The sequence below is a fragment of the Collinsella sp. AF23-4AC genome, from assembly GCF_003462685.1.
GTDB lineage: Bacteria > Actinomycetota > Coriobacteriia > Coriobacteriales > Coriobacteriaceae > Collinsella.
Genome location: NZ_QRVE01000012.1, coordinates 19,212 through 41,024, shown reverse-complemented (window position 1 = coordinate 41,024; position 21,813 = coordinate 19,212). Strand labels below are relative to the sequence as shown.

Here is a 21,813-nt window from a genome sequence, read left to right as displayed (position 1 = left end):
TATGGCCAAGAGCAGGTACGCCGATGCCACCAAGGCCGCTCGCAGGGCCGCGATGTCTGCCCACAAAGTCACGGCTGCGGCGAATGCTGGCAACGCCGACGCGTCCGCGCAGCCGACTGCCAGCGCTGCCATCGAGTCCGCCCGCGACGCCCGTCGCGACGAGCTGACGCATGTGGATGCCAAGGGCGAGGTACGCATGGTCGACGTGTCCGACAAGGCCGAGACCCATCGCATCGCCATCGCCGAGGGCACCATCCTCATGCATCCCGAGACGCAGGCCATGGTGCTGCAGGACCGCGCCAAAAAGGGCGATGTGCTTGCTTGCGCGCGCGTGGCGGGCATCATGGCCATCAAGCGCACGAGTGACATCATCCCCATGTGCCACCCGCTGCTCATTACCAAGAGCAAGTGCGATATCGAGCCCATCGCTCCGGCGGGGACGCCGACCGATGACGTGCCCGAGGGCTGGGCGCCGGCGCGCACGGACGGGCAGGTTGGCTTTCACGTACTGGTTACAGCCGGCGTGACGGGCAAGACGGGTATCGAGATGGAGGCGCTGACCGGCGCGAGCGCCGCGTGTCTGACCATCTATGACATGTGCAAGGCGGTCGATCGCGGCATGGAGATCGTCGACGTGCGCCTGCTGCACAAGGAGGGTGGCCGCTCGGGTGTGTGGGACCGCGCTGAGCGCCAGGCCGCTGCCGTCGAGACTGCCACTGTCGACGGCAACGCACCCGCGAGTGTGCCCGTCGCCGTCGCGCCCGCAGCTCCTACTCCGGCTGTCCCCGCGATTGCGTTTATCGGCTACCAGAACTCGGGCAAGACCACGCTCGTCGAGAAGGTTATCGCCGAGCTCACCCGCCGCGGCCTGCGCGTGGGCTCGCTCAAGCATCACGGGCATCATGGCTTTGATATCGATGTGCCCGCTAAGGATACATGGCGCCATCACCAGGCCGGATCCAAGCACGTGGGGCTCATCTGCGCCACGCGCTGGGCGGAGTACGCCGACACGCGCGAGGAGGACGAGATGCCCGCGCGCGAGCTGCTGTCGCGCTACAACGATGTCGACGTGGTGATCATCGAGGGCTACAAGACCGAGGGCTTCGACAACATCGTGGTCGCGCGCTCCGGTGTCGACCGTCTGCGCGGCAAGAGCTCGCTCGACCTGGTCGACGGCCACACGCTGGCCCTTGCCTGCAATGAGGCCCTGGCGCGTCAGGCCTTCGACGCCGGCTTTGCGACCCGAGCCATCAACATCAACGACGCCCGAGCCATCTGCGACCTCATCCAAGACCACCTGGCCTAAAACCTGCCAAAAAGGGACAGGTTTATTTTGGCAGGTTTTATCTGGGCAAACGTCATTTCCACCACAAAGGGGCAGGCACCTTTGTGGTGGTTTTTGCTTTGGTAGATGTGTGGAACATGCCTTACAATCTACCAAGTAGTTCATGACGGGCGAAAAACGGAGAGAAGGGGCTTGATGCGTCCTTAATGTTTCATGCGGATTGAGTGATTTGACAGACGGTGGCGAATGCCCACCACCCGTATTCGTATGAAACAAGGAGTCTTCATGCTCGCCTCTCTTTTCTCAAAGCCTCAATCATCGCTGTCCGCGCAGGCCAAGCGCCTGGTGGCGATGCGCTTTCTCATCTACACCGGTTTTCAGACCAGCTACTTTATCGGCGTCATCGGAACGCTCACCTATGCGGACGGCGCCTCGGTCGTCGCGACATCGCTGGCCGTCCTGTTCATGAACGTTTTCGTGATCCTGGGATCCTTTGCGGGTGGCGCGGCGCTCGACGCCTGGGGCCCGCGCCGCCATTTCTTGCTGAGCATCATCGGCGCTCTCGCAACTGGCACGGCAATCATCGCCTTTGGTAGCGCGACCGGCGTCGTCTTGCTCGGCGCGGTGTTTCTGGGCTTTACGATGGGATTCGCCCAGCCCATTGCCACATCCTATCCGGCCTACCTCACCGATGATCCCGTCGAGCTCAAAGACATCAACTCCGCCATCGCCATGTTCTCAAACGTGAGTATTATCGTCGGACCCACGTTGGGTGGCTTTGTCGCGGCTGCTGCGTCGTCGCGCGCGGTGTTTGTGCTCATGATGCTCTTTACAGTGCTGGCGCTCGTCGCCGGTTGGGGCTTTAGGCCGAAGACCAGCCATGCCGCCGGGGATGCGGATGCCGATTCGGCAGAGGAAGGGGAGCGTGCGAGACAAAGCTCCAACCCCAGCGCATCCACTCGTGTCACCTTCGCGACCAGCATCAAGACAGTCTTCACCAACAGCGTCCTCGCGCTACTTTTCTGCATCATTTTTCTTTCGAACTTTGGCTACGGAGCCTTCGATCCGCTCGAGTCGTTTTTCTATCGCGATGTCCTATGCGTCGGTGTTGAGTGGATGGGCTGGCTCTCGTCGGCCAGCGGTGTGGGCGCGGTGCTGGGCGCCGTCCTCGCGCTCCGCTTGCCGCCGCACCTGGTCAACCTTAAAACGCTGCTCGTGGCGCTTATGTCCGTGGGTCTGGGAAGCCTGCTCTACGTGGGAACGCCGTATGTGGGCGTAGCCCTTGTCGGCCAGATTGCCCTAGGCGTGGCCTGGGGCGTCGTCAACCCGCTCCACAACACGATCGTGCAAACGACGGCCCCGCTCGAGCAGCTCGGTCGCGTGAACTCGGTCATGGGCTTTGGCAACATGTTTGCCGGCGTAGCCCCGCTGGCGATTGCCCCGTGGCTGGCGGCGACGTTTGGCGTGCAGCAGACGCTCATCGGAGCGGGCGCGGTCGTGACGGCGGTTCCCGCGGCGTTGCTGCTGTTTGGCCGCCGGCACTTGGATCGTGCCGCAAGGCAGTAGAAACCATCACAACATTCGATAAAAACCGCGATTTTGCCGAAAAACGTCGAATGTTGTGATGGTTTGCGCCCCGGGTCAGGCCATCCTGCGGATCCGGCCACCCTGCGAGTCCTGCCACCACAAAGGAGCCAGGCACCTTTGTGGTGGTTTTTGCTTTAACGGGCCGCGCCTGCGCCTTGGTATACCATGTACGCCGTTTGCGAATACACCCCACACCGCCGCACAACCCAGAAAGGCCCCCATGGACACCACCTTCAGCCATATCAAAGCCGTGTTCTGCGATATCGACGGCACGCTGCTCACGAGCCAGCACACGGTGTCCCCGCGCACCGTGGCGGCGATCCGCGCCCTGCGCGAGCGCGGTGTGCTCTTTGGCCTGTGCACCGGGCGCGACGCCCATGCGACCGAGGCCATGTACGAGCTCTGGGGCATCGAAGGCCTGGTAGGCGTGCTCGTGGGCTGCGGTGGCGCCGAGGTCATCGACCGCGCGCACGACATCAACGAGCTGAGCTATCCGCTGCCGGGCGAGACCATCGCGCGCATCTGCAAGCACATGGCGGACCTTCCGGCAACGCCCGTCTGCCCCCGAGACGGCGTGTTCTACGTGCCCGAGAGCAACGCGTGCGTCGAGCACCTGTCGCGCGTCGACGGCGTGCCCTACCAGGTGGTCGATTTTGCCGAGTTTTTGCGCGAGCCGCAGGCCAAGGTGATGTTCACCATGGCGCCCGAGGTGATGCCGCAGGTGATCGAGCGGGCGTCGACGTTTGCCGATGACACTGTTAAGGCAGCTGCTCTGCAAACCACGCAGCGGCTCTACGAGTTCATGGATCCCCGCGTGTCCAAGACGCGCGGCCTTGTGCGCGTGGCGGAGCTCAACGATATGGAGCTCCAGGACATCTGCGTGTTTGGCGATGCGGACAACGACACCTGCATGGTGGCCGACGCCGGCGTGGGCGTGGCTATGGCAAACGGCAGCGACGCCACCCGTGCCGCCGCCGACTATGTAACCGCGAGCAACGACGAAGACGGCATCGCGATCTTTATCGAGGAACATCTGCTATAGCGCCGGGGGGACCACCGCAAAAGGGGACAGGCTCCTTTGCGGTAGCCTCAGGCGATTTGGGCGAATTGATACCTAAAATCTGTGTGAAAATTCAAATATTGCTGTCTGAACATCATGCTTCTAACCACCGATGGGTTTAAGATATTCTCATCAATTTGGTAGGATATTTATCCCGGTAATGGCCTACCGCTCACGGTCGATTTTCGACCGTTCACAGGGTGCTTGCTCTTAAGCAAAATGTTGTGCAAATAAATAAAATGCTATTAAAAAACTGATAGCTAACTCAATTACCAGTAGAAACAAAAAATAGATAGCGAATAAACGAAGGTAAATCTGAGTAAATGTCAAGAGAATTAAGAACTTGCACAAAAATGTCGGTTTTGCTGCTCAGATGTTTAAACAATCGTTATAATTGCATCACTTAGCGAGCGCAATTACAGATTGCGCAGATACGCTTGATAGTGAAAGAGCAAGATCGCGGTCTCTTGGGGAGGAGACATCGATGAAAGCGAATTCGGACAAATCTAAGCAGAGTAATAAAGCGACGCGCCGTGTACTGGCAGGCGTTTTGTGCGGAGCCTCCGTGTTGAGCCTGGTACTGTCGCTCGTCATGCCTCCGATCTCGCAGGCCATTACCAATGACGCCCAGACGGTTTCTACCGAGGGAACTGTGACGGGGGGGGGTTCCTCAAGTGAGTCTACTGATGTAGGCAACACCAACAATGGGGATACCGAAAACCAGATTAGTGACGACGCAGAGGGTGGCGAGTCTGGCGACGATGCCCAGCTTGAGGGACAGTCCGAGGAAGGGCAGCAGAACGAGGGTACAACGACTTCGGATGGTGAAACCGTTGTTACGGCTGCGGAAAACGAGCAGGCTAAAACGGCCGCCGAGGATATAGCTAGTGCAACCGAACTTCGCGATAAGCTTCAGGGTGTTCTAGAGGGTCAAACGGCCAGCTTCAAGCTGACGGAGGACATTGTCTGCAACGACGAGATTTTTCTCAATAGGAGCAATAGCAATATCACCCTTAAGCTTAATGGCTGCAAGATAAAGCACTCGATCAATGATAAGCCGCTTTTCAGTGTGAGCAATGGTGCTGAGTTTACAATCACGGATTTTAATCCGGGTGAGGATAATAATCCGGGTGAGGATAAGATCGTTGGCTCTCAGCCGCTGCAGAATCAAGACCAGACTTTTACTAGCGAAAATTATGGCAAAAATGGCAAGGTCGACGGCTATGACAACGATGACATCCCGACCACGCTCACCTATTACGTAACCAGGTCGTCCGCTAGCGGTACGAGCACGGCGGAAACGCTTGAAACACATACGGTCAACATCAAGGGTGCAATTGTCTCAACTGCGCCCACGGGTTCCGCGTTGAGGCTCATTAACGTCTACAATCACGGCAAGTTTAACCTTCTGGGCGGTACGCTTACGCAGAAAAAGGACTGCAATGTCGGCAGCCTCATCTATGCCGAGAACGGCTCCACCGTCAATATGAGCGGTGGCTACGTTTGCGGTGCAACCTCTAGGAGCCAAGGTGCAGGCATCGAACTCAAAGATGAAGGTACGACCCTTGATCTGACCGGTGGCGTGATCGCAGGCAACTACGCTCCCAATGGCGGCGGCGTGTACTCGAACGGCTCGAGCGTATCTATTTCGAAAAATGCGGTTATTTCGGGCAATGCGACGCTCAATGGGGAAAGCGATCAACCTGGCTATGGCGGCGGCATTATGGCCAGAGGCGGCAGCGTAGCCGTTTCCGGCGGCTATATCACGAATAACAGAATGTCTAAATTCTGCGGCACGGATGGCAGCGGTAACCACGGCGGCGGCGGCCTTGCTGCCGACTATGGAGCGAAAGTCACCATTTCCGGTGGCCAGATTACTGGCAATTATTCTGAAGAAGCCGGCGGCGGCGTTTATGTTACCGATCAATGGCGAGACGGTTCTCGCAAGGAAATGACATGGCTCAACATTACGGGAGGAATTATTGCCTCTAACGTGAGCTACCGATCTGAAGGTGCCGGCATCCGAGTGGGCCAGAAGGTTGACGCGATGATTGGCGACACTCCAGACAACAACGGCACTCCAGGCAGCAAAGTTTACATCACTAACAACTGCTGCATGTCTCGCTTTGACTGGGGCGGCGGCGGCATCTTTGTTCAGGGTGATTCGAAAAACGCGGTTAACGCAGGCAGGCTGTTTGTATACAACTCGTATATAAGCAGCAATACCGCTGGCGGCTATGGCGGTGGCGTTGCAGTTTGCCCGACGGGCAAGACGTTGGTAACGAACACTAAGGGCACGGCAATCTTTGGTAATTCGTCTGCCAGAGATGAGCACGATTGGAAAAATGATTACAACACAGAGTATAATTCCGGTAATAACGATACGCCCCATCTTTCAGGTGGTGGTATTGGTGATACTAATAAGACTGAAGATAGAGATGCATACGATTCGCTCACGTTCCGCGAGTCCGGTCATGCCGATTTCTTCCTCGCAGCGCGGGATCACAATACGCCGGTCGCAGTGGTATCCGGCAAGATGCTTGGCGATATAGACGCCAAGTACTCGGGAAGCATTGAGCTAAAGAATCGCATCAGCATCCCCGCCAACGGTGTTGCTCAGGTAAAAAATAGCATCGGTCTGACTTCGGATGTTAGAGCCACGGATAAAGCGGTGACTGACTTAGTACAGGGTACTAAAGTGACAACTTTCATCACGGGCAACTATTCTTGGGACCATGGTGGCGGCATCATGTCGAATGGCGACTTGTACCTAGGCGTGCCTGAGGATACGTACGTCTATCCGAGCCTTAAGTTGAAGGCAACCAAGGCGCTGAAAAATCAGCAGACCAATCAAAACATGAAGTTCGACAAAGACAAGTTCTCCTTCTCGGTCTACCGTAAGGATTCGGATGACGCGACGGAGCCATTTTGGAATGACAAGAAATTCAACAATGGCGGCTGCACCTTGGTCGGAACCGCCAAGAATGATGCGAACGGTAACATCACCTTTGACCTTGGCGAACAGCTCATTGATAAGACTGTTAAGGCTAACGAGATTACATACTATTTGGTCGAAAATGCTGGCAATGATCCCGGCATCACGTACGATCCCGACATCACGTACGACTCAGCCGTGTACAAGATTGTGGTGACGGTTCAGGACAACCAAACGTCACTCATGAATGTGCCGAGCAGGGAAGATCCAAACTTGGACGTTACTCTTTACGTTCACAACTATACGATCAGAAGCGTGAGTCTGGGAGATTCAACTAACTCGTTGGAAAAGAACGAGCAAGGCTATTATTCGATTGTCGACCCCGACGGGGGAAAGACCTTCACCAATAAGTACACTCCGTACTCCTCCAACGGCTCCTGGACTCCTAAGGCGACTAAGGTCGTTGTGGGTGGCGAGATGAAGGAGTTTACGCTTCAACTTGCGAAAGACAGCAGATTTAGAGACGAAGACATCGTCGGCACTGCCGTGACCTCTGGCGATAAAAAGAAGCAGACGCTTCCGTTCGTCTTTGATAAGGGGATTGCGTACACGCTCTCTGATATCACGAAGGGTCCCTACACTGCTGGTGACTCTACGGGTCGTGGCGCTTCCAAGACCTTCACGTACTACATGCGCGAGAAGGACGATAGCTCGATTTTCTCGCATTACAAGTTTGATCATTCGGTCTATAAGCTTGACGTCACGATGGCGGATCAGAAAAATGGCAAAATCGTCCCCGCGAAGGTGACCTACAGGAAGGGAACCGTTGACTCCGATGGCAAGTGGAACGCAGACCCCCATGCCAAAGAACAGGACCTCACCGACAAGTCCATCCCCACCTTCACCAACACCTACTCCACCTCTTTGCCCCTTTCTGGTATGTCGGGCGTCACTCTGACGTACCTTGCCGGCGCGGCGGTGCTTTGCGCTGCTGCGGCCTGGATGCACATTCGTCGCAAGGCGAATGCGAAGGGAGGCGAGCGTCGTGAATAAGAAAGTTTGCTCCTTCCCGATCTTGTTTGCGCTGCTTGCCCTCTTGATCGGCACCTGCGCGGTTGTGTTCCCCGCATCCGCGCAGGCCGCGCCGACCTCGACCGGTTCCATTACGGTGAGCGGCACCGTGGCGCGCAGCTACGACGCCTACCAGATTTTTAGCGCCAACGTCGGCGACGGCGACAGCGACGCCAAGATTGCCACCGACCTCGCCTGGGCAAGCGACGCCGCACGCGACGCCGCGCTGCCTGTGCTGCACAGCGCCGGCATGCCCAATTCCCAGACCACCGCGCAGGAAGCTGCCGAGTGGCTCAACACCGATTCCCACCTTACGAGCGCGCTGAGCGCACAGCTCGCTCGTTCCCTCCAGAGCTCTGGCGCCGTGTCCGTGGCCCTTAACGCGGGCACGGCGGCCGAGCTGCCCTGCGGCTACTGGCTCATCGTCGCCAAAGACGACGCCATCGCCCAGAACGAGGCCGGCACCGCGCCGATCATGGCCCTGGTCGGCGGCAGCGCCGTCACCGTCAAGCCCAAGGCGGCGACCCCCAAGGTCGCCAAGCATGTGCTGGAGGACAGCACCGCCGCATGGCAGAAGGCCGCCGACGCCACGGTCGGCGACGACCTGTACTGGCGCCTCTCGGCCACGGTCCCGGCGGGTCTTACCGCCTACGACACCTATACGGTGCGGTTCGTCGACACCATGAGTGCGGGGCTCGATCCCTCCAAGGTGGCCGCGAGCATGCGCGTGTACGTGGCGGCGGGTGCGGACGGCGGCTTCGACGCCGTCTCGGCCGGCAAGGACGGGCGCGCCGGCACTAAGGCCGCGAAGGGCTGGACCGACATCACGGCCCAGTGCGCCACCAAGGTAGCGGCGGACGGCAAGACCTTCACCGTGCGCACCGGCGACCTCATCGCCACGCTCGGCGGGGCCGACGCCTTCGCCGCTGGCGCCCGCGTGGTCGCCGTGTACGACGCGCCGCTCGTCGGTGGCTGCAACCACGGTATTGCCAAGGGCAACCCCAACGAGGTCTACCTGCGCTACCCGCGCTCTCCCTTTGCCGACCAGTCCGGCGATGCCGGCTTCACCCGCACGCCGAGCGACGACGCGTGCGCCTACACCTGGGATCTCGCACTCACCAAGCGCGGCAGCGACGGCGACAAGCCGCTACCCGGGGCGGTCCTTGGCATCGCCGACGACCGCGGCCGCACGCTGGCGGCCGACGGCACGTGGGATGCGGAGGGCAAGGCCACCGTCACCACGGGCGAGGACGGCCGCGTGACCGTCTCGGGCGTGGACTCGGGCAAGCTGGAGTTCCGCGAGCTCAAGGCGCCCAAGGGCTACACCGCCTTTGAGGGCACGCGCTCCGTGACGGTCAAGGCCGAGGGCCTGGACGTCGACCAGGTGGCCGCCGCCAAGCCCAAGCTCACCATCACGGCCGAGTCGCCCCTGCGCGCCGACAGCGCGGACGGGTCGACGGGCAGCCTGGAGGCGTCGCTCATCAACACGCCCACCGGCACACCCCCTAGCATTACCACCGGAGGCTTTATGCCCTCGACTGGCGATATGGCAATGTACGCCGCGGCCGCCGCAGCGGTCGCCGGAGCCGCGCTCATCGTGGTCGCGCTCCTGGTCAAGCGGGGAGGTGGCAGCCATAAAGAGTAGCTGGCAGCCCCACAGAGAGCGGGGCGAGACGTAGCGAAGCAGATGCTAAGACACAGACAGATGATGACCGATCGAATGGAATTCAAGCGGAAAACGGAGGAAAAGAAGATGAGCATGAGCAAGAACATCGCACGCCTGGCAGTAACCGCCGGCCTCACAGCAGCGCTGAGCTTCGGTGGTGTCATGGCCCCGGTGACCATGGCGTTTGCTGCAGATGCGGCGGCTGCCACGACCAATAGCATCACCATCAATAAGAACACTAAGAACGGCGATGTGAAGTACAAGGCATACCAGATCTTTAAGGCCGATGTCGTGGACAAGAACGGGAAGAAGGTCGCGTCCAACGTCGATTGGGCCGACGGACTATCTGACACTGCTAGGAATGGCATCATTACCGCCATAAGGAGTGACGAGAAAGGCGGCGAGCTTCCCGGGACTCCCTCTGCACAGGACGTCGCCGACTGGATGGCCACATATCTCCAGGATGCTTCTCAGATTGTGAACAATGGTGATTTGCTCGATACGATTGCTAGCTTGGTCAAGGACACTACTCCTGTCACGCCAAGGGGAGCTTCTACCGCTGCTTTCGCCGCGGACATCTCAGTGTCATTTGATAACTCTGGCTACTATCTCTTCCTGACGGACGTTGACTCTATCGGCACTGCGGATAGCTATTCCGGCAAAAAGCAGACTGGCACTTCGCCGATCTTCGCTGTCGTGGGCGGCAATGCTGTTGAGGTTACCGAGAAGACCGGTATTCCTACGGTTACAAAGAAGATTAAGGACGACAAGCTCGGCAGCGATTGGGCCGACAAGGCTGACTCACAGGTTGGCCAGGTTGTTCACTATCAGCTGACCGGCACCGTTGCCGAAAATGTTGCCTCGTTCGGCACCTATTACTACGAGTTCCACGACGAACTCTCTGCCGGTCTAATTGCCGACGAAAATTCGGTCAAGGTTACGGTTTATGCGAATGACCACGATACGACCGGAACTGAGGTTCAACTTCCTGATGGCGCGGTTAATTACGATACGACTGGAAACAATAATCTTCTGACGGTTAAGTTTGAAAATCTGAAGACTGTGACCGCTAAGGATGACTCCCCTGCAATTGTCATTACCAAAGACTCCAAGGTCGTCGTCACTTACACCGCAAAACTCAATCCCGCGAAGGCTGAGAAGGTTACCGTTGGCAGCACGGGCAACGACAACGAAGTTAAGCTCATCTATTCCAACAATCCCATGAGCGGAGGAAAGGGTGAGTCTGTGCCCGACACCGTCCGTGACTACACCTACGCGCTTGAGCTTATCAAGCAGGATGCTGATTCTGATGATACTAAAATTGACAATGTAAAGTTCACCATCCAAGCAACCGATCCTGACGATGCTGGCTCCAAGGGTATGTATGTCGGCAGCGATGGCGCTCTTGTCAATAAGGCCTATGAGTTCAAAACAGCGAATGGCGGCAAGATTAATGTCAAGGGTCTCGATGCTGGTACCTACACGGTGCACGAGGTCGAGGGCAGCAACCCTGGCTACAATACGCTGGACGACTTTACCTTCAAAATCACGTCTGAGGGTCTTGATAAAGACGAGGGTGTGGCGCTCGACGAAAAAACAGCTGTAAATACGCTGAAGGTTACTGTGCAGAAGAGTGACTCTGCCACTATGGTTACCCCGTCAGTCGAGGACGGTACCGTCACCCTTACCGTCAAGAACAAGAAGGGCTCCAACCTCCCGCTGACCGGTCTCAACGGCGTGACCTTCACCTGGATCGCTGGTGGCGCGGTGCTGTGCATCGGCGTGGCGCACCTCATCCGCAGCCGTAAGCAGGCTGAGGAGTCCGAGCAGGAGTAACGCTCGCTCACCCATCCCTTTGGCAGGTGGGATGTGATGGCCATGAGACTTGCGGACACTCTTCTCGTCCATCCACGTTCTTGCTTTGCCATTCTCTTTTCGGGGCAGACTCCACACTGGAGTCTGCCCCGTTTTTTGGGACAACGCAGCCAGCCTCCACCGTCCGATGCGGGTACGTTCGTCATCGCGTTTCTTGACTCGTATGAGGTTCGGATTAAGGTCCGTAGGCGCACGCGCGGTGCGGACGGTAGAAGGCATTTGCGCCGCAACAAGCGCAAATAAGAATGCCCGGGGTTCGGAGCCCGGGCATTTAACAACACCGGAAACTGGTCGCCCGCGCTCCTAAGTACTTACGCGGGATGCGTCGTTTCCTGTAGCTATTGTATCCCGAATCGCTTCGCCGATTCGGGACATTTTGAAAACGCAAACACGTCGGGCAAACCCGGACAATGCGGCCAGGCTCCGCTGGGCGAGGAACCGTGTGTGTAACTATCGAACAAATGTTTGTCAAAATCGCGTTTACCAGCTGTGGGTGCATACACTCGCAGTAAAATGGCTTTGCGACGCATCCCGTGCGCGGGCGGCCGACGACTCGATCGGAGGTCCCCAAATGCTGAAATTCCTTAACGCGCTCGCCGCCCTCGCGGCGGTGGGCACGTTCGTCATCGCGTTTCTTGACTCGTATGAGGTTCGGTTTAAGGTCCGTAGGCGCACGCGCGGTGCGGACGGTGGACGGCATTTGCGCCGCAAGCGCAAATAAGAATGCCCGGGGTTAGAGGCCCGGGCATTTAACAAAAGCTGAAAACTAGGCCGCCCGCGCTCCCAAACATTTACGCGGGGTGCGTCGTTTTCCATTGATATTGTATCCCGAATCGCCCCGCCGATCCGGGACATTTTGAAAACTCAAATGCTGGCTTATCCTCGACTGGACGGTGCAGTCTAGCTGCGTTGCCAGGCGCATGAGCCCGCTAATCAGCTATTATTTGTTTAGACAACTTGAGTTGTAGAGGAGTGACCGGCGATGGTGCAGGGCGCCAAACATATGAAGAGCAATAACGCCGCGGCCAACGGTGGCTCAAGCCCTCAGCCCAAACCTCAGCCCAAGCCCAAGCGCCGTCGCAAGCGGCTGCCGCGCTGGGCCGACCGGCTCATCACCATCGTCATCATCCTTATTGGCGTGGGCCTTATGACCTGGCCGTGGATCTTGGACCGGCTCGAGGCTTCGGGCGTGTTCAACCAGATCAGCACCGTGTCCAGCACCGTGGACGCGCTGTCTGCCGAGGAGCGCGAGCGCATTCTGCTCCAGGCGCGCTCCTATAACGAGCAGCTGGCGGGCGAGGCCACCGAGCTTCCCGCCGACCAGATCGAGCCCTACGCCCAGCAGCTCATCTTTGACCGCGACCCCATGATGAGCTGGGTCGAGATCCCCTCCATCGACGTGAGCATGCCCATCTACCACGGCACGAGCGAAGAAGTCCTTATGGCGGGCGTCGGCCACCTGGAGGGCACGAGCCTGCCGGTGGGCGGCACCTCGACGCATTGCGTGCTCACCGCGCACTCGGGCATGCGCAACCTGAGCATGTTCGACGACATCCATTCGCTGGAGCCCGGCGACCTAGTGCTGCTGCACACCATGAACAAGACGCTCGCCTACAAGATGGTGGACTCCGAGGTCGTGCTGCCCGAGGAGATGGAGTCGCTGACCATCGAGCCCGGCGCCGACAAAGTGACGCTCGTCACCTGCACGCCCTATGGCGTGAACGACCATCGCCTGCTGGTGCATTGCGTGCGCACCAAGTACAACAAGAAGGACGTCGACAAGCAAAAGTCGCTGGCCGGCCGCCACTGGGGCAAGCGCGAGTTTGCCGTGCTCATCGTGGTCGTAGCCATTGTGCTGTTGCTGCTGGACATCGTGATCCACGCGGTCCGCAAGCGCCGCAAGGCCAAGGCCTCGGCATAGGACATTCTCCAGAATCACCACAATGGGGACAGGCACCTTTGTGGTGGTCGGGGGCTTCCAAACCATCACAACATTCGATGAAAATCTCGATTTTGACGAAAAACATCGAATGTTGTGATGGTTTTCGTTGCGGACGGGACGGTTTTCATTGTGGGCGGGACGGTTTTCGCTATGGACGGTGCGGTTTTGCTGCAGAACCGCCAGCCCGCCGCCTGCCAACCTGCCGCCCTCGTTACGTTTTCGCTGCATTTGGGTAAAGCACCTGCTCCAAGCGGCGTTGCCTTGTATACTAGAGCGGTTTATCTGTTATGCGGAAGGGAGCGCCTATGGCACTCAGCGAGAAAGACGTGCGCGGCATCGCCGAGTACGCAAAGATCGCACTGACCGATGACGAGCTCACCCAGATGACGTCCTACATAAACGACGCCGTCCAGATGCTCGAGCCCGTCCTGCAATATGACTTGCCCGACGTGGAGCCCACGTTCCATCCCATCGGAAGCCTGTCCAACGTGATGGGCGATGACCTGCGCGAGCCCGAGCGCGACCTGCCGCTCGACGTTGCGCTCGAAAACGCCGGCAGCGCGCGCGACCGCTACTTCCGCGTGCCGTCCATTTTGGGAGAGGGGGAGAGCGAGTAATGGCGCAGAGCTTCGATTCCCTTACCGCCGCCCAGATCGCCGCGGGCGTTGCCGCCGGCGACTTTACCGCTACCGAGGTGGCTCAGGCCTCCCTTGCCGCCATCGAGGCGCGCGAGGGCGGGGTCCAGGCATTCCTGCAGGTGGCGCCCGAGCTCGCGCTCGAGGCCGCCGCGCGCGTGGATGCCGACCGCGCCGCAGGCAAGCCGCTGCCCCCGCTCGCGGGCGTGCCGCTGGCCATCAAGGACAACATGAACCTCGTGGGCACGCGCACCACCTGCGCTTCCCGCATGCTCGAGGACTACCAGAGCGTCTACACCGCCACCTGCGTTCAGCGCATGCTCGATGCCGGCTGTCTGCCCATGGGCAAGGCCAACATGGACGAGTTTGCCTTTGGCAGCTCCACCGAGAGCTCGGCGTTCCACCGCACCAACAACCCTTGGGATACCGAGCGCGTGCCCGGCGGCTCCTCGGGTGGCTCCGCTGCCGCCGTCGCTGCGGGCGAGGTCGCGCTCTCACTGGGCTCGGACACCGGCGGCTCCATTCGCCAGCCGGCGTCGCTGTGCGGCGTGGTGGGCTTTAAGCCCACGTATGGCGCTGTGAGCCGTTATGGCGTGGTTGCCTTTGGCTCGTCGCTCGATCAGGTGGGCCCCTTTGGCCGCACGGTCGAGGACGTTGCGCTGGCCATGAATGCGCTTGCCGGCGCGGGCCACGATCCGTACGACTGCACCAGCCAGGACTGCGCCGTCGACTTTACCGAGCATCTCAACGACAGCATCGAGGGCAAGCGCGTGGGCATCATCCCCGCGTTTATGGAGGCCGAGGGCCTGACGCCCGAGGTCAAGGCCGCTGTTGAGCGTGCTGCACAGGAGCTGCAGAACCAGGGTGCCGAGCTGGTCGAGGTCGACCTGCCGCACCTGGACGCCGCCATCGCCGCCTACTACGTCATCGGCCCGGCCGAGGCGTTCTCCAACCTGGCACGTTTCGATGGCATTCGCTACGGCTATCAGGAGGAAGGCTGCGCCAACCTGTCCGACCAGAGCTCGCTGTCGCGCGCCCACGGCTTTGGCGCCGAGGCCAAGCGCCGTCAGATGCTCGGCGCCTACCTGCTCTCCTCGGGCGTGTACGACAAGTACTACTACGCCGCGCAAAAGGCCCGCACGCTCATCACGCAGGACTACGACGCTGCGTATGCCAAGGTGGACACCATCCTCATGCCCGCCTCGCCGCGCACGGCTTTTAAGTTTGGCGAGATCAGCGACCCCACGCAGATGTATCTCTCCGACCTGTACACCATTTCGCTCAACATTTGCGGCAACGGTGGCATCTCGGTGCCGCTGGGCCTGGGCGAGGATACTCAACTGCCCGTTTCTGCCCAGCTGGTGGGACCCGCCTTTAAGGACCGTCAGCTGCTCACGTTTGCCCGCGCCTTGGAGCGCGGCTTTGCCGATGCCGCCACGGGTGCGCCCGCGCTTTCCGTCGCGCCCGATTTTGCCGGGAAGGGAGGCGAGCTGTAATGAAGGAGCTTTCCGAGGTCCTGCAGGATTGGGAGGCCGTGATCGGCCTGGAGATCCATACCGAGCTCACCGCACTCGATACCAAGATGTTCTGCAACTGCAAGCTCAGCCACGATGACGAGCCCAACGCCAACGTGTGCCCGGTGTGCCTGGGCCTGCCCGGCGCCCTGCCGGTGCCCAACAAGCGCGCCATCGAGAGCATCGTCAAGGCCGGTCTCGCCACCAACTGCGAGATCCAGCGCCACTCGATGTTCTATCGTAAGCACTACTTTTATCCCGATATGGCCAAGAACTTCCAGACCACGCAGGGTCCGGTCGCCTTTGCCATGTACGGTCACCTGGACCTGGACGTGACCGGTCGCGGTGCCGCCGAGCGCCCCGACTGCGCGTTTGGCGAGGCCGAGGCCCAGAGCCTGGCGAGCGCTTCGGCCAACGCCGAGGGCCTGTCCACGTCCATGACGTCGACCATGCGCGAGGGCAACCAGCGCGCCGGCCACCTGGCCAGCTATGACGCGTCCAACCTGCAGATGCCCGAGCGTCGCGAGGACGGTTCCTACACGGTGCCCATCCGCATCCTGCGCATCCACATGGAGGAGGACGCCGCCAAGATGGTGCACGTGGGCGGTGCCGAGGGCCGCATTACCGCCGCGGCTGAGTCGCTCGTCGACTACAACCGCTGCGGCACGCCTTTGATTGAGCTCGTGACTGAGCCCGATCTGCGCACGCCCGAGGAGGCTCGCTTGTTTATGGAGAAGCTCCGTCGCATCTTTGTGACGCTGGGCATTTCGGACTGCTCCATGGAGAAGGGTTCGATGCGCTGCGACGGCAACGTGTCGCTGCGCCGCCGCGGCGAGACCAAGCTGGGCACCAAGACCGAGCTCAAGAACCTCAACTCGTTTAAGAGCCTGCATGACGGCCTTGCCTACGAGATCTGCCGCCAGGCCGAGGTGCTCGAGGAGGGCGGCATCATCTATCAGGAGACCCGCCACTGGGAGCCCAGCCACAAGCGCACCGTTGTCATGCGTGTGAAGGAGGCGGCCGACGACTATCGCCTGTTCCCCGATCCCGACCTGGCGCCCTTCGATCTGGATGACGAGTTCATCGACCGCTGCCGTGGCGAGATCCCCGAGCTGCCCGATGCCAAGCGCGCCCGTTTTGAGGCCGACTTTGGCATTAAGACGGCCGACGCCGAGCAGATTGCCGGCGACCCCGAGTTTGCCGACTTCTTTGAGGCCGCTGCTGCCGGTATGGCTGGCAAGGAGGCTCAGACGGTCGCAAACCTGCTGGTGAACGAGATGATCGCCTACCTTAAGGGCGCGGGCGTGTCGCTCGCCGAGTCCGGCATCGCGCCGGCTCAGGTGGCAGCCCTTGCCAAGCTGCTGGCGACCGATGCCATCAGCTCCAACCAGGCGCACGAGGTCTTTGAGGCCATGGCCCAGACTGGCGACGACCCCAACAAGATCGTCGACGAGCGCGGCATGCGTCAGGTGAGCGATGCCGGCGCGCTGCAGCCGATCGTGGACGAGGTGCTGGCAAACTGTGCCGATCAGGCGCAGCAGTACCGCGACGGCAACCAGAAGGTCATCGGCTTTTTGGTGGGCCAGTGCATGAAGGCGAGCCGCGGCAAGGGCAACCCGAAGCTCTTCAACGAGTTGCTGAGAACGTCGCTCTCGTAGCTGCGAGGCCGTGGAAGCCCCGAGTCGCCGGGGTATTTCCTCCAAATTTCAAACAGTCCTATGCAAGACGAAGGCCACATTTAGTGGCCTTCTTTGCATGCGGAACTCATTTGGAGCAAACACCCCGGCGACTCGGGGCTTCCACGGCAAGACGACTCGGCCGTTCGGGTCAGGCGGGCTGAATGGAATAGAGTGAATGGACGTGCCGTCGGCACGCCCATTGTTTTGAAGGGAACTCATTTTGAGCAAGCACCCGCCCTGCCGGGGCTCCCGGGTTCAGCTACGACTCGGCCGTTCGGGTCAGGTAGGCTGAATTGTATTTGGTGAATGAGGGTGCCGTTGGCGCCCTCATTTTTTTGTGGATGTGGCGCAGGGGCGGTCTCCTTGGTCACATTGCGCCCCAAGATTTCCAAAAAGTTAACCTTTGTTGACCTCAATAGTTAGATATACTAAACTATTTTCCAAAAGTGTGCTCGAGCAAACTTATTTACTCGGGTGCTGAGGCACCGTGCCGCGTCCAATGCGGTAAAAGGGAGAAGCAACATGAAGAAGTCGACGTTCAATACCCTGCTTGTCGGTGGCGGTTTTCTGCTTGGCACGGCCGGCATCAAGCTGCTCACCAGCGCTCCGGTAAAGAATGCCTGCGTGCAGGGCATCGCGTGCGGTATGCGCGTCAAGAACTGCTACCAGGACATGGTCGAGCAGGCCAAGGCCAATGTCGATGACATGGTTGCCGAGGCTGCCTACATCACCCAGAGCGAGGCCGCTGCTGACGAGGCAGCCGAGTAACGCTCCCAGGCACAAACTATGAGATTCTCGATTATCAGCGAGATCCCCGGCAGGACCCGTCTTCAATTGGCGGGCCCTGTGCCAGAGAGCGATCTCGATGCACTTCTTAAGCTTGGCGGCGACATCGACGGCGTGCGCAAGGTGCGCGTCTACGGCCGCATCGGCCAGATGGCGCTCGAATATGACGAGCGGTGTCGTGCGGGCGTGCTCGACGCCTTGGGTGCGCTCGATGCCCAAGCTATCGCCGATGCCAAGTCGGGCTACGTGATGCAACTTGAGCCGCGCAAGCACAAACTCGTTATGGACCTGGCGACACTCGTCGGTGCCCATTACGCACGTCGCTGGTTTTTGCCCACGCCTCTGCGTGCGGTGTTTGTCGTGGCCGGTTACATGGCCTTTTTGCGTGCCGCCCTCCGTGAGCTCGCGCAGCCGCGCCTGACCGTTCCTGTGCTCGACGCTTCGGCCATCGGCATTTCGTTCGTCAAGCGTGATGTTGACACCGCGGGCCAGACAATGTTCCTGCTCAACGTGGGCGAGCTGCTCGAGGACTACACCCGCGCCATGAGCGAAAACGAGCTCATCAACTCGCTGCTCGATGTGCCCGACAAGGCGCAAAAGGTCGTCGGCGACACCGAGGTAAGTGTTGCCGCGACCGAGCTTGAGCCCGGTGACTTGGTGGCCGTGCGCACTGGCATGTCCATTTGCATCGACGGCGTTGTCGAGCAGGGGAGCGCTATGGTCAACCAGGCGACCCTGACCGGCGAGTCGCTGGCCGTCGAGCGCAGCGTGGGCGACGACGTGTTCGCCGGTACCGTCGTGGAAGACGGCAGCATCTTGGTGCGCGTGCGTGCCAACACGGCGCAGACCAAGCTGCGCTCAATCGTCTCGCTCGTGCAGACGGCCGACTCGCTCAAGTCCGAGGGCCAGTCGCATATGGAGGACCTTGCCAACAAGATCGTCCCGTGGAACTTCCTGCTCGCGGGCCTGGTTGCGCTTACCACCCGCAGCCTCATCAAGACCTCAGCGGCGTTGATGGTCGACTACTCGTGCGCACTCAAGCTCACGGGTTCCGTCGCCGTCATGACTGCCATGAGCGATGCTGCCAAGATGGGTGTCATGGTCAAGGGCGCCAAGTACTTTGAGTCGTTTGCCAAGGCCGACACCATTGTGTTTGATAAGACCGGCACGCTTACCGAGGCACAGCCGCGTCTTGCCTGTGTGCTCACTACCGATGGCTGGAGCGAGGACGAGGTCCTGCGCCTTTCTGCTTGTTTGGAGGAGCATTTTCCGCATCCGGTGGCGCGTGCTGTGGTCAATGCGGCACGCGAGCGCGGGCTCGAGCACCGCGAGCGCCATGCCGCCGTCGAGTACATCGTGGCGCACGGCATCGCTTCGTCCATCGAAGGGCGTCGCGCCATCATCGGTTCCGCGCACTTTGTATTTGAGGATGAGAGCGCGCAGCTTGAGTCCGACATTAAGGAGCAAATCGAGTCCCAGATGCAGGGCCTGTCGCCGCTGTATCTGGCGGTCGATGGCACCGTTGTGGGCGTGCTCGGCATCGAGGATCCGCTCAAGCCCGGGGTCCGCGAGGCCATCGCCGACCTACATGCGCTGGGCGTCAAGCACGTGGTCATGCTCACGGGCGACTCGGAGCGTACGGCCGAGCGCATTGCTCGCGCGGCCGGCGTCGACGAGTTTAAGGCCGAGCTGCTGCCCGAGGACAAGTACGCGTATGTTGAGCGCATTAAGGGCGAGGGGCGCCACGTTGCCATGGTGGGCGACGGCGTCAACGATTCGCCGGCGCTCGGTTTGGCCGACGTGGGCCTGGCGATGGGTGGCGGAAGCGACATCGCCAAGGAGGTCGCCGATATCATCCTGACCGATACGGATCTGGCCGCGATCGTGCGTCTGCGCCGCATGAGCCAGGGCCTCGTTGATCGTCTGACGAGCTCCTATTCTAAGGTGATGCTCACCAACTCAGCACTCTTGGCACTGGGCATTACCGGTGCGATTACCCCGCAGGTGTCGTCGCTGCTGCACAATGGCTCGACGATTGCCTACAGCCTGAGTAACGCGAAGGCTTACCTGCGTTAGCAGACGTGTTCGCCCACGTTATTTGGCCTGCGCCCAGACGGCATCGGTGTCGTCCGAGCGCAGGTCTTTTGCATTTGACCATGTGCTAGCTTCTTTATATAGTGGTGCTAGCAAAGCTAGCAATTGAAGGGAGCGGGAACGACGTGGGTGCTGTTAGCGGCATGGCACAGGTGAACGTTCGCGTAGATCGCCAGGTCAAGAACCGTGCCGAGGAGGCGCTGCGGCTTTCGGGCGCCTCGCTGCCCGAGCTCATCAAAAAGGTGGTGGCCAAGGTTGCGCAGGGTGGCGGGCAGTGCGAGGAAGTGCTTGCGGCCGTCGACGACCGGCAGCAGACCGTCGCACCCGATACTCCGTTCGCCGCATCATGGGCGGCGGCGGATCAGCTTTACGCGGACCTGGGCATCGCTACGTCGCCCGTATCCGACGATCGCGATTGGGACACAATCTATTCCGAGGCCATGGACGATCGCTATCGCCAAAAGGGGATGATCCTGTGAGCGGGGCTCCCCTCAAAATAATGGTGGACGCCAACGTATGGGTTGATTCGTTTTGCGTCGACCATGCCGAGTCGCTTGCCGCGCGTGCGTTTATTGGACAGGCGACGGAGACGGGGGCATTGCTGTTCTTTCCGGTGCATATCGCCAAGGACGTGCTGTACGTTGTCCAACACGAGCTCAAGCGTAGCGTTCTTGCCAGCGGGGGAGCGCTTGACGAGGCATCTGCCCGTGCAATTGGCGATGCGGCGCTGGCGTTTGTTCGGAACATGACCGAAAACGCCACGGCCGTGGGTGCAGATGCGTCGGACCTTTGGCTGGCTGACAAATACTTAGCGCTCCATCGCGATTACGAGGACAACTTGGTGCTCGCCGCGTGCAAGCGCGCGCAGGTCGATTACTTGGTGACCAACGATCACAAACTGCTCGAACATGCCGATCTTGCAGCAAAGACCCCGCGCCAAATGATGCCGATTCTTGCTTTGGCCAAACGCGGCGGCGCGGCTATCGGTTGACGCGAACTGTTCGCGGGCCTCTTGGACGACGATGCGCCAAGGGGCCCGCGTCTGCTATTTACAAAAGTGCGGCCTTGATGGCGGGACTTTCTGCGAGCTGTTCAGCTGCCTTTTCGTCGGAGCTGTCGAGTGCTGCCAGACTGCGGTAGACCCACTCGTTGACCTGGGTGTTCTTGACGCCTGCGGTCTGCATAAGGGCGCCTACTTCGCGGATTGCTGCGAACAGATCGGCCTTGGGACCCGTGAGCTCGACCTCGATGCCGTGGTAGGCGGTCACGCCGCGGTTCTCACTCACGTGGTCGATAAAGCCCTCGACGGTCTCAAGCTGCTGGGCGAGAGCTGCATCATCGTCAGCGTCCAGCGCGACGAGTGCGTTCGACACCGTGAGGGCGGGATGTCCGCACGGTACAAAGCCCTCGATGACATCCATAGCTTCGGTAATGGTTGAGCCCAGGCCTGCGAGGGCATTGACGAGTTTCTGCTTGGTATCCATAACGGTCCTTTCGACGGGTCAATTTTGCTTGGCGAAAATATACGTGACGCGATCGGTAGCAAAAGTGTGAAGTGCGGCGCACATTGGGGTCTTCACAGCTCGTGCATAGAACAGCTGTCCGCTTTCAGAACGTGGTAAGATAACACTTCACAAGCGGGGCTCGCCCCGTATGTTCCTTGAAAAGTCGACGGGTGTTGGGT

At 59.9% G+C, this 21,813-nt stretch carries 16 protein-coding genes; 15 read left to right on the top strand and 1 reads right to left on the bottom strand.

All coding sequences use genetic code 11. From position 1 onward, the window contains the following. The first annotated feature begins 1 nt into the window (after position 1). The 15 genes from mobB (at position 2) to DWY05_RS07065 (ending at position 21,120) form a co-directional block, all read left to right on the top strand. Positions 2-1,306: a molybdopterin-guanine dinucleotide biosynthesis protein B gene (mobB, locus tag DWY05_RS10220; RefSeq protein ID WP_117837238.1), complete on the top strand. Its 1,305-nt coding sequence runs from the start codon at positions 2-4 to the stop codon at positions 1,304-1,306. 264 nt (positions 1,307-1,570) lie between these two features. Continuing rightward, positions 1,571-2,851 carry an MFS transporter gene (locus DWY05_RS07125; protein WP_158563737.1) on the top strand — a complete coding sequence of 427 codons (1,281 nt, stop codon included), beginning with the start codon at positions 1,571-1,573 and terminating at the stop codon, positions 2,849-2,851. 241 nt (positions 2,852-3,092) lie between these two features. Next, entirely contained in the window at positions 3,093-3,914 is an 822-nt protein-coding gene (locus DWY05_RS07120; protein WP_117837236.1) for an HAD family hydrolase, read from the top strand. Between the two features lie 502 nt (positions 3,915-4,416). Then, on the top strand, positions 4,417-7,920 hold the full coding sequence (locus tag DWY05_RS07115) for a Spy0128 family protein (protein WP_117837235.1): 3,504 nt from the start codon (positions 4,417-4,419) through the stop codon (positions 7,918-7,920). Next, entirely contained in the window at positions 7,913-9,583 is a 1,671-nt protein-coding gene (locus DWY05_RS07110) for a SpaA isopeptide-forming pilin-related protein (RefSeq protein WP_158563736.1), read from the top strand. The genes DWY05_RS07115 and DWY05_RS07110 overlap by 8 nt, the downstream gene beginning before the upstream one ends. 114 nt (positions 9,584-9,697) lie before the next feature. Next, a complete protein-coding gene (locus DWY05_RS07105; RefSeq protein WP_158563735.1) occupies positions 9,698-11,440 on the top strand; it encodes an isopeptide-forming domain-containing fimbrial protein in 1,743 nt (580 codons plus the stop codon). Between the two features lie 610 nt (positions 11,441-12,050). Further along, complete coding sequence (locus tag DWY05_RS10035) at positions 12,051-12,200, top strand: hypothetical protein (RefSeq protein ID WP_022095061.1); 150 nt, start codon at positions 12,051-12,053, stop codon at positions 12,198-12,200. Positions 12,201-12,482: 282 nt separating this feature from the next. Next, complete coding sequence (locus DWY05_RS07095) at positions 12,483-13,400, top strand: class C sortase (RefSeq protein ID WP_158563734.1); 918 nt, start codon at positions 12,483-12,485, stop codon at positions 13,398-13,400. 326 nt (positions 13,401-13,726) lie between these two features. After that, positions 13,727-14,038 carry an Asp-tRNA(Asn)/Glu-tRNA(Gln) amidotransferase subunit GatC gene (gene gatC, locus DWY05_RS07090; protein WP_117837230.1) on the top strand — a complete coding sequence of 104 codons (312 nt, stop codon included), beginning with the start codon at positions 13,727-13,729 and terminating at the stop codon, positions 14,036-14,038. Continuing rightward, positions 14,038-15,552: an Asp-tRNA(Asn)/Glu-tRNA(Gln) amidotransferase subunit GatA gene (gene gatA / locus DWY05_RS07085; protein WP_117837229.1), complete on the top strand. Its 1,515-nt coding sequence runs from the start codon at positions 14,038-14,040 to the stop codon at positions 15,550-15,552. The genes gatC and gatA overlap by 1 nt, the downstream gene beginning before the upstream one ends. Beyond that, a complete protein-coding gene (gene gatB, locus DWY05_RS07080; RefSeq protein ID WP_117837228.1) occupies positions 15,552-17,228 on the top strand; it encodes an Asp-tRNA(Asn)/Glu-tRNA(Gln) amidotransferase subunit GatB in 1,677 nt (558 codons plus the stop codon). The genes gatA and gatB overlap by 1 nt, the downstream gene beginning before the upstream one ends. Before the next feature lie 543 nt (positions 17,229-17,771). After that, complete coding sequence (locus DWY05_RS07075; protein ID WP_022094642.1) at positions 17,772-18,017, top strand: DUF6110 family protein; 246 nt, start codon at positions 17,772-17,774, stop codon at positions 18,015-18,017. Between the two features lie 78 nt (positions 18,018-18,095). Then, positions 18,096-20,111: a heavy metal translocating P-type ATPase gene (locus tag DWY05_RS07070; RefSeq protein WP_233511295.1), complete on the top strand. Its 2,016-nt coding sequence runs from the start codon at positions 18,096-18,098 to the stop codon at positions 20,109-20,111. A 143-nt stretch (positions 20,112-20,254) separates the two neighbouring features. Further along, on the top strand, positions 20,255-20,608 hold the full coding sequence (locus tag DWY05_RS09945) for a hypothetical protein (RefSeq protein WP_158563733.1): 354 nt from the start codon (positions 20,255-20,257) through the stop codon (positions 20,606-20,608). Next, positions 20,605-21,120 carry a PIN domain-containing protein gene (locus tag DWY05_RS07065; RefSeq protein WP_158563732.1) on the top strand — a complete coding sequence of 172 codons (516 nt, stop codon included), beginning with the start codon at positions 20,605-20,607 and terminating at the stop codon, positions 21,118-21,120. Before DWY05_RS09945 ends, DWY05_RS07065 begins: the two co-directional genes overlap by 4 nt. Before the next feature lie 58 nt (positions 21,121-21,178). Here DWY05_RS07065 and DWY05_RS07060 read toward each other — a convergent pair whose 3' ends face one another. Further along, on the bottom strand, positions 21,179-21,613 hold the full coding sequence (locus tag DWY05_RS07060) for a hypothetical protein (protein ID WP_117821012.1): 435 nt from the start codon (positions 21,611-21,613) through the stop codon (positions 21,179-21,181). Positions 21,614-21,813 lie beyond the last annotated feature (200 nt).

Excerpts from the sequence above, each read along its gene's own strand:
- mobB (WP_117837238.1), top strand. The coding sequence starts at position 2 with ATGGCCAAGAGCAGGTACGCCGATGCCACCAAGGCCGCTCGCAGGGCC.
- DWY05_RS07125 (WP_158563737.1), top strand. The coding sequence starts at position 1,571 with ATGCTCGCCTCTCTTTTCTCAAAGCCTCAATCATCGCTGTCCGCGCAG.
- DWY05_RS07120 (WP_117837236.1), top strand. The coding sequence starts at position 3,093 with ATGGACACCACCTTCAGCCATATCAAAGCCGTGTTCTGCGATATCGAC.
- DWY05_RS07115 (WP_117837235.1), top strand. The coding sequence starts at position 4,417 with ATGAAAGCGAATTCGGACAAATCTAAGCAGAGTAATAAAGCGACGCGC.
- DWY05_RS07105 (WP_158563735.1), top strand. The coding sequence starts at position 9,698 with ATGAGCAAGAACATCGCACGCCTGGCAGTAACCGCCGGCCTCACAGCA.
- DWY05_RS10035 (WP_022095061.1), top strand. The coding sequence starts at position 12,051 with ATGCTGAAATTCCTTAACGCGCTCGCCGCCCTCGCGGCGGTGGGCACG.
- DWY05_RS07095 (WP_158563734.1), top strand. The coding sequence starts at position 12,483 with ATGAAGAGCAATAACGCCGCGGCCAACGGTGGCTCAAGCCCTCAGCCC.
- gatC (WP_117837230.1), top strand. The coding sequence starts at position 13,727 with ATGGCACTCAGCGAGAAAGACGTGCGCGGCATCGCCGAGTACGCAAAG.
- gatA (WP_117837229.1), top strand. The coding sequence starts at position 14,038 with ATGGCGCAGAGCTTCGATTCCCTTACCGCCGCCCAGATCGCCGCGGGC.
- gatB (WP_117837228.1), top strand. The coding sequence starts at position 15,552 with ATGAAGGAGCTTTCCGAGGTCCTGCAGGATTGGGAGGCCGTGATCGGC.
- DWY05_RS07075 (WP_022094642.1), top strand. The coding sequence starts at position 17,772 with ATGAAGAAGTCGACGTTCAATACCCTGCTTGTCGGTGGCGGTTTTCTG.
- DWY05_RS07060 (WP_117821012.1), bottom strand. The coding sequence starts at position 21,613 with ATGGATACCAAGCAGAAACTCGTCAATGCCCTCGCAGGCCTGGGCTCA.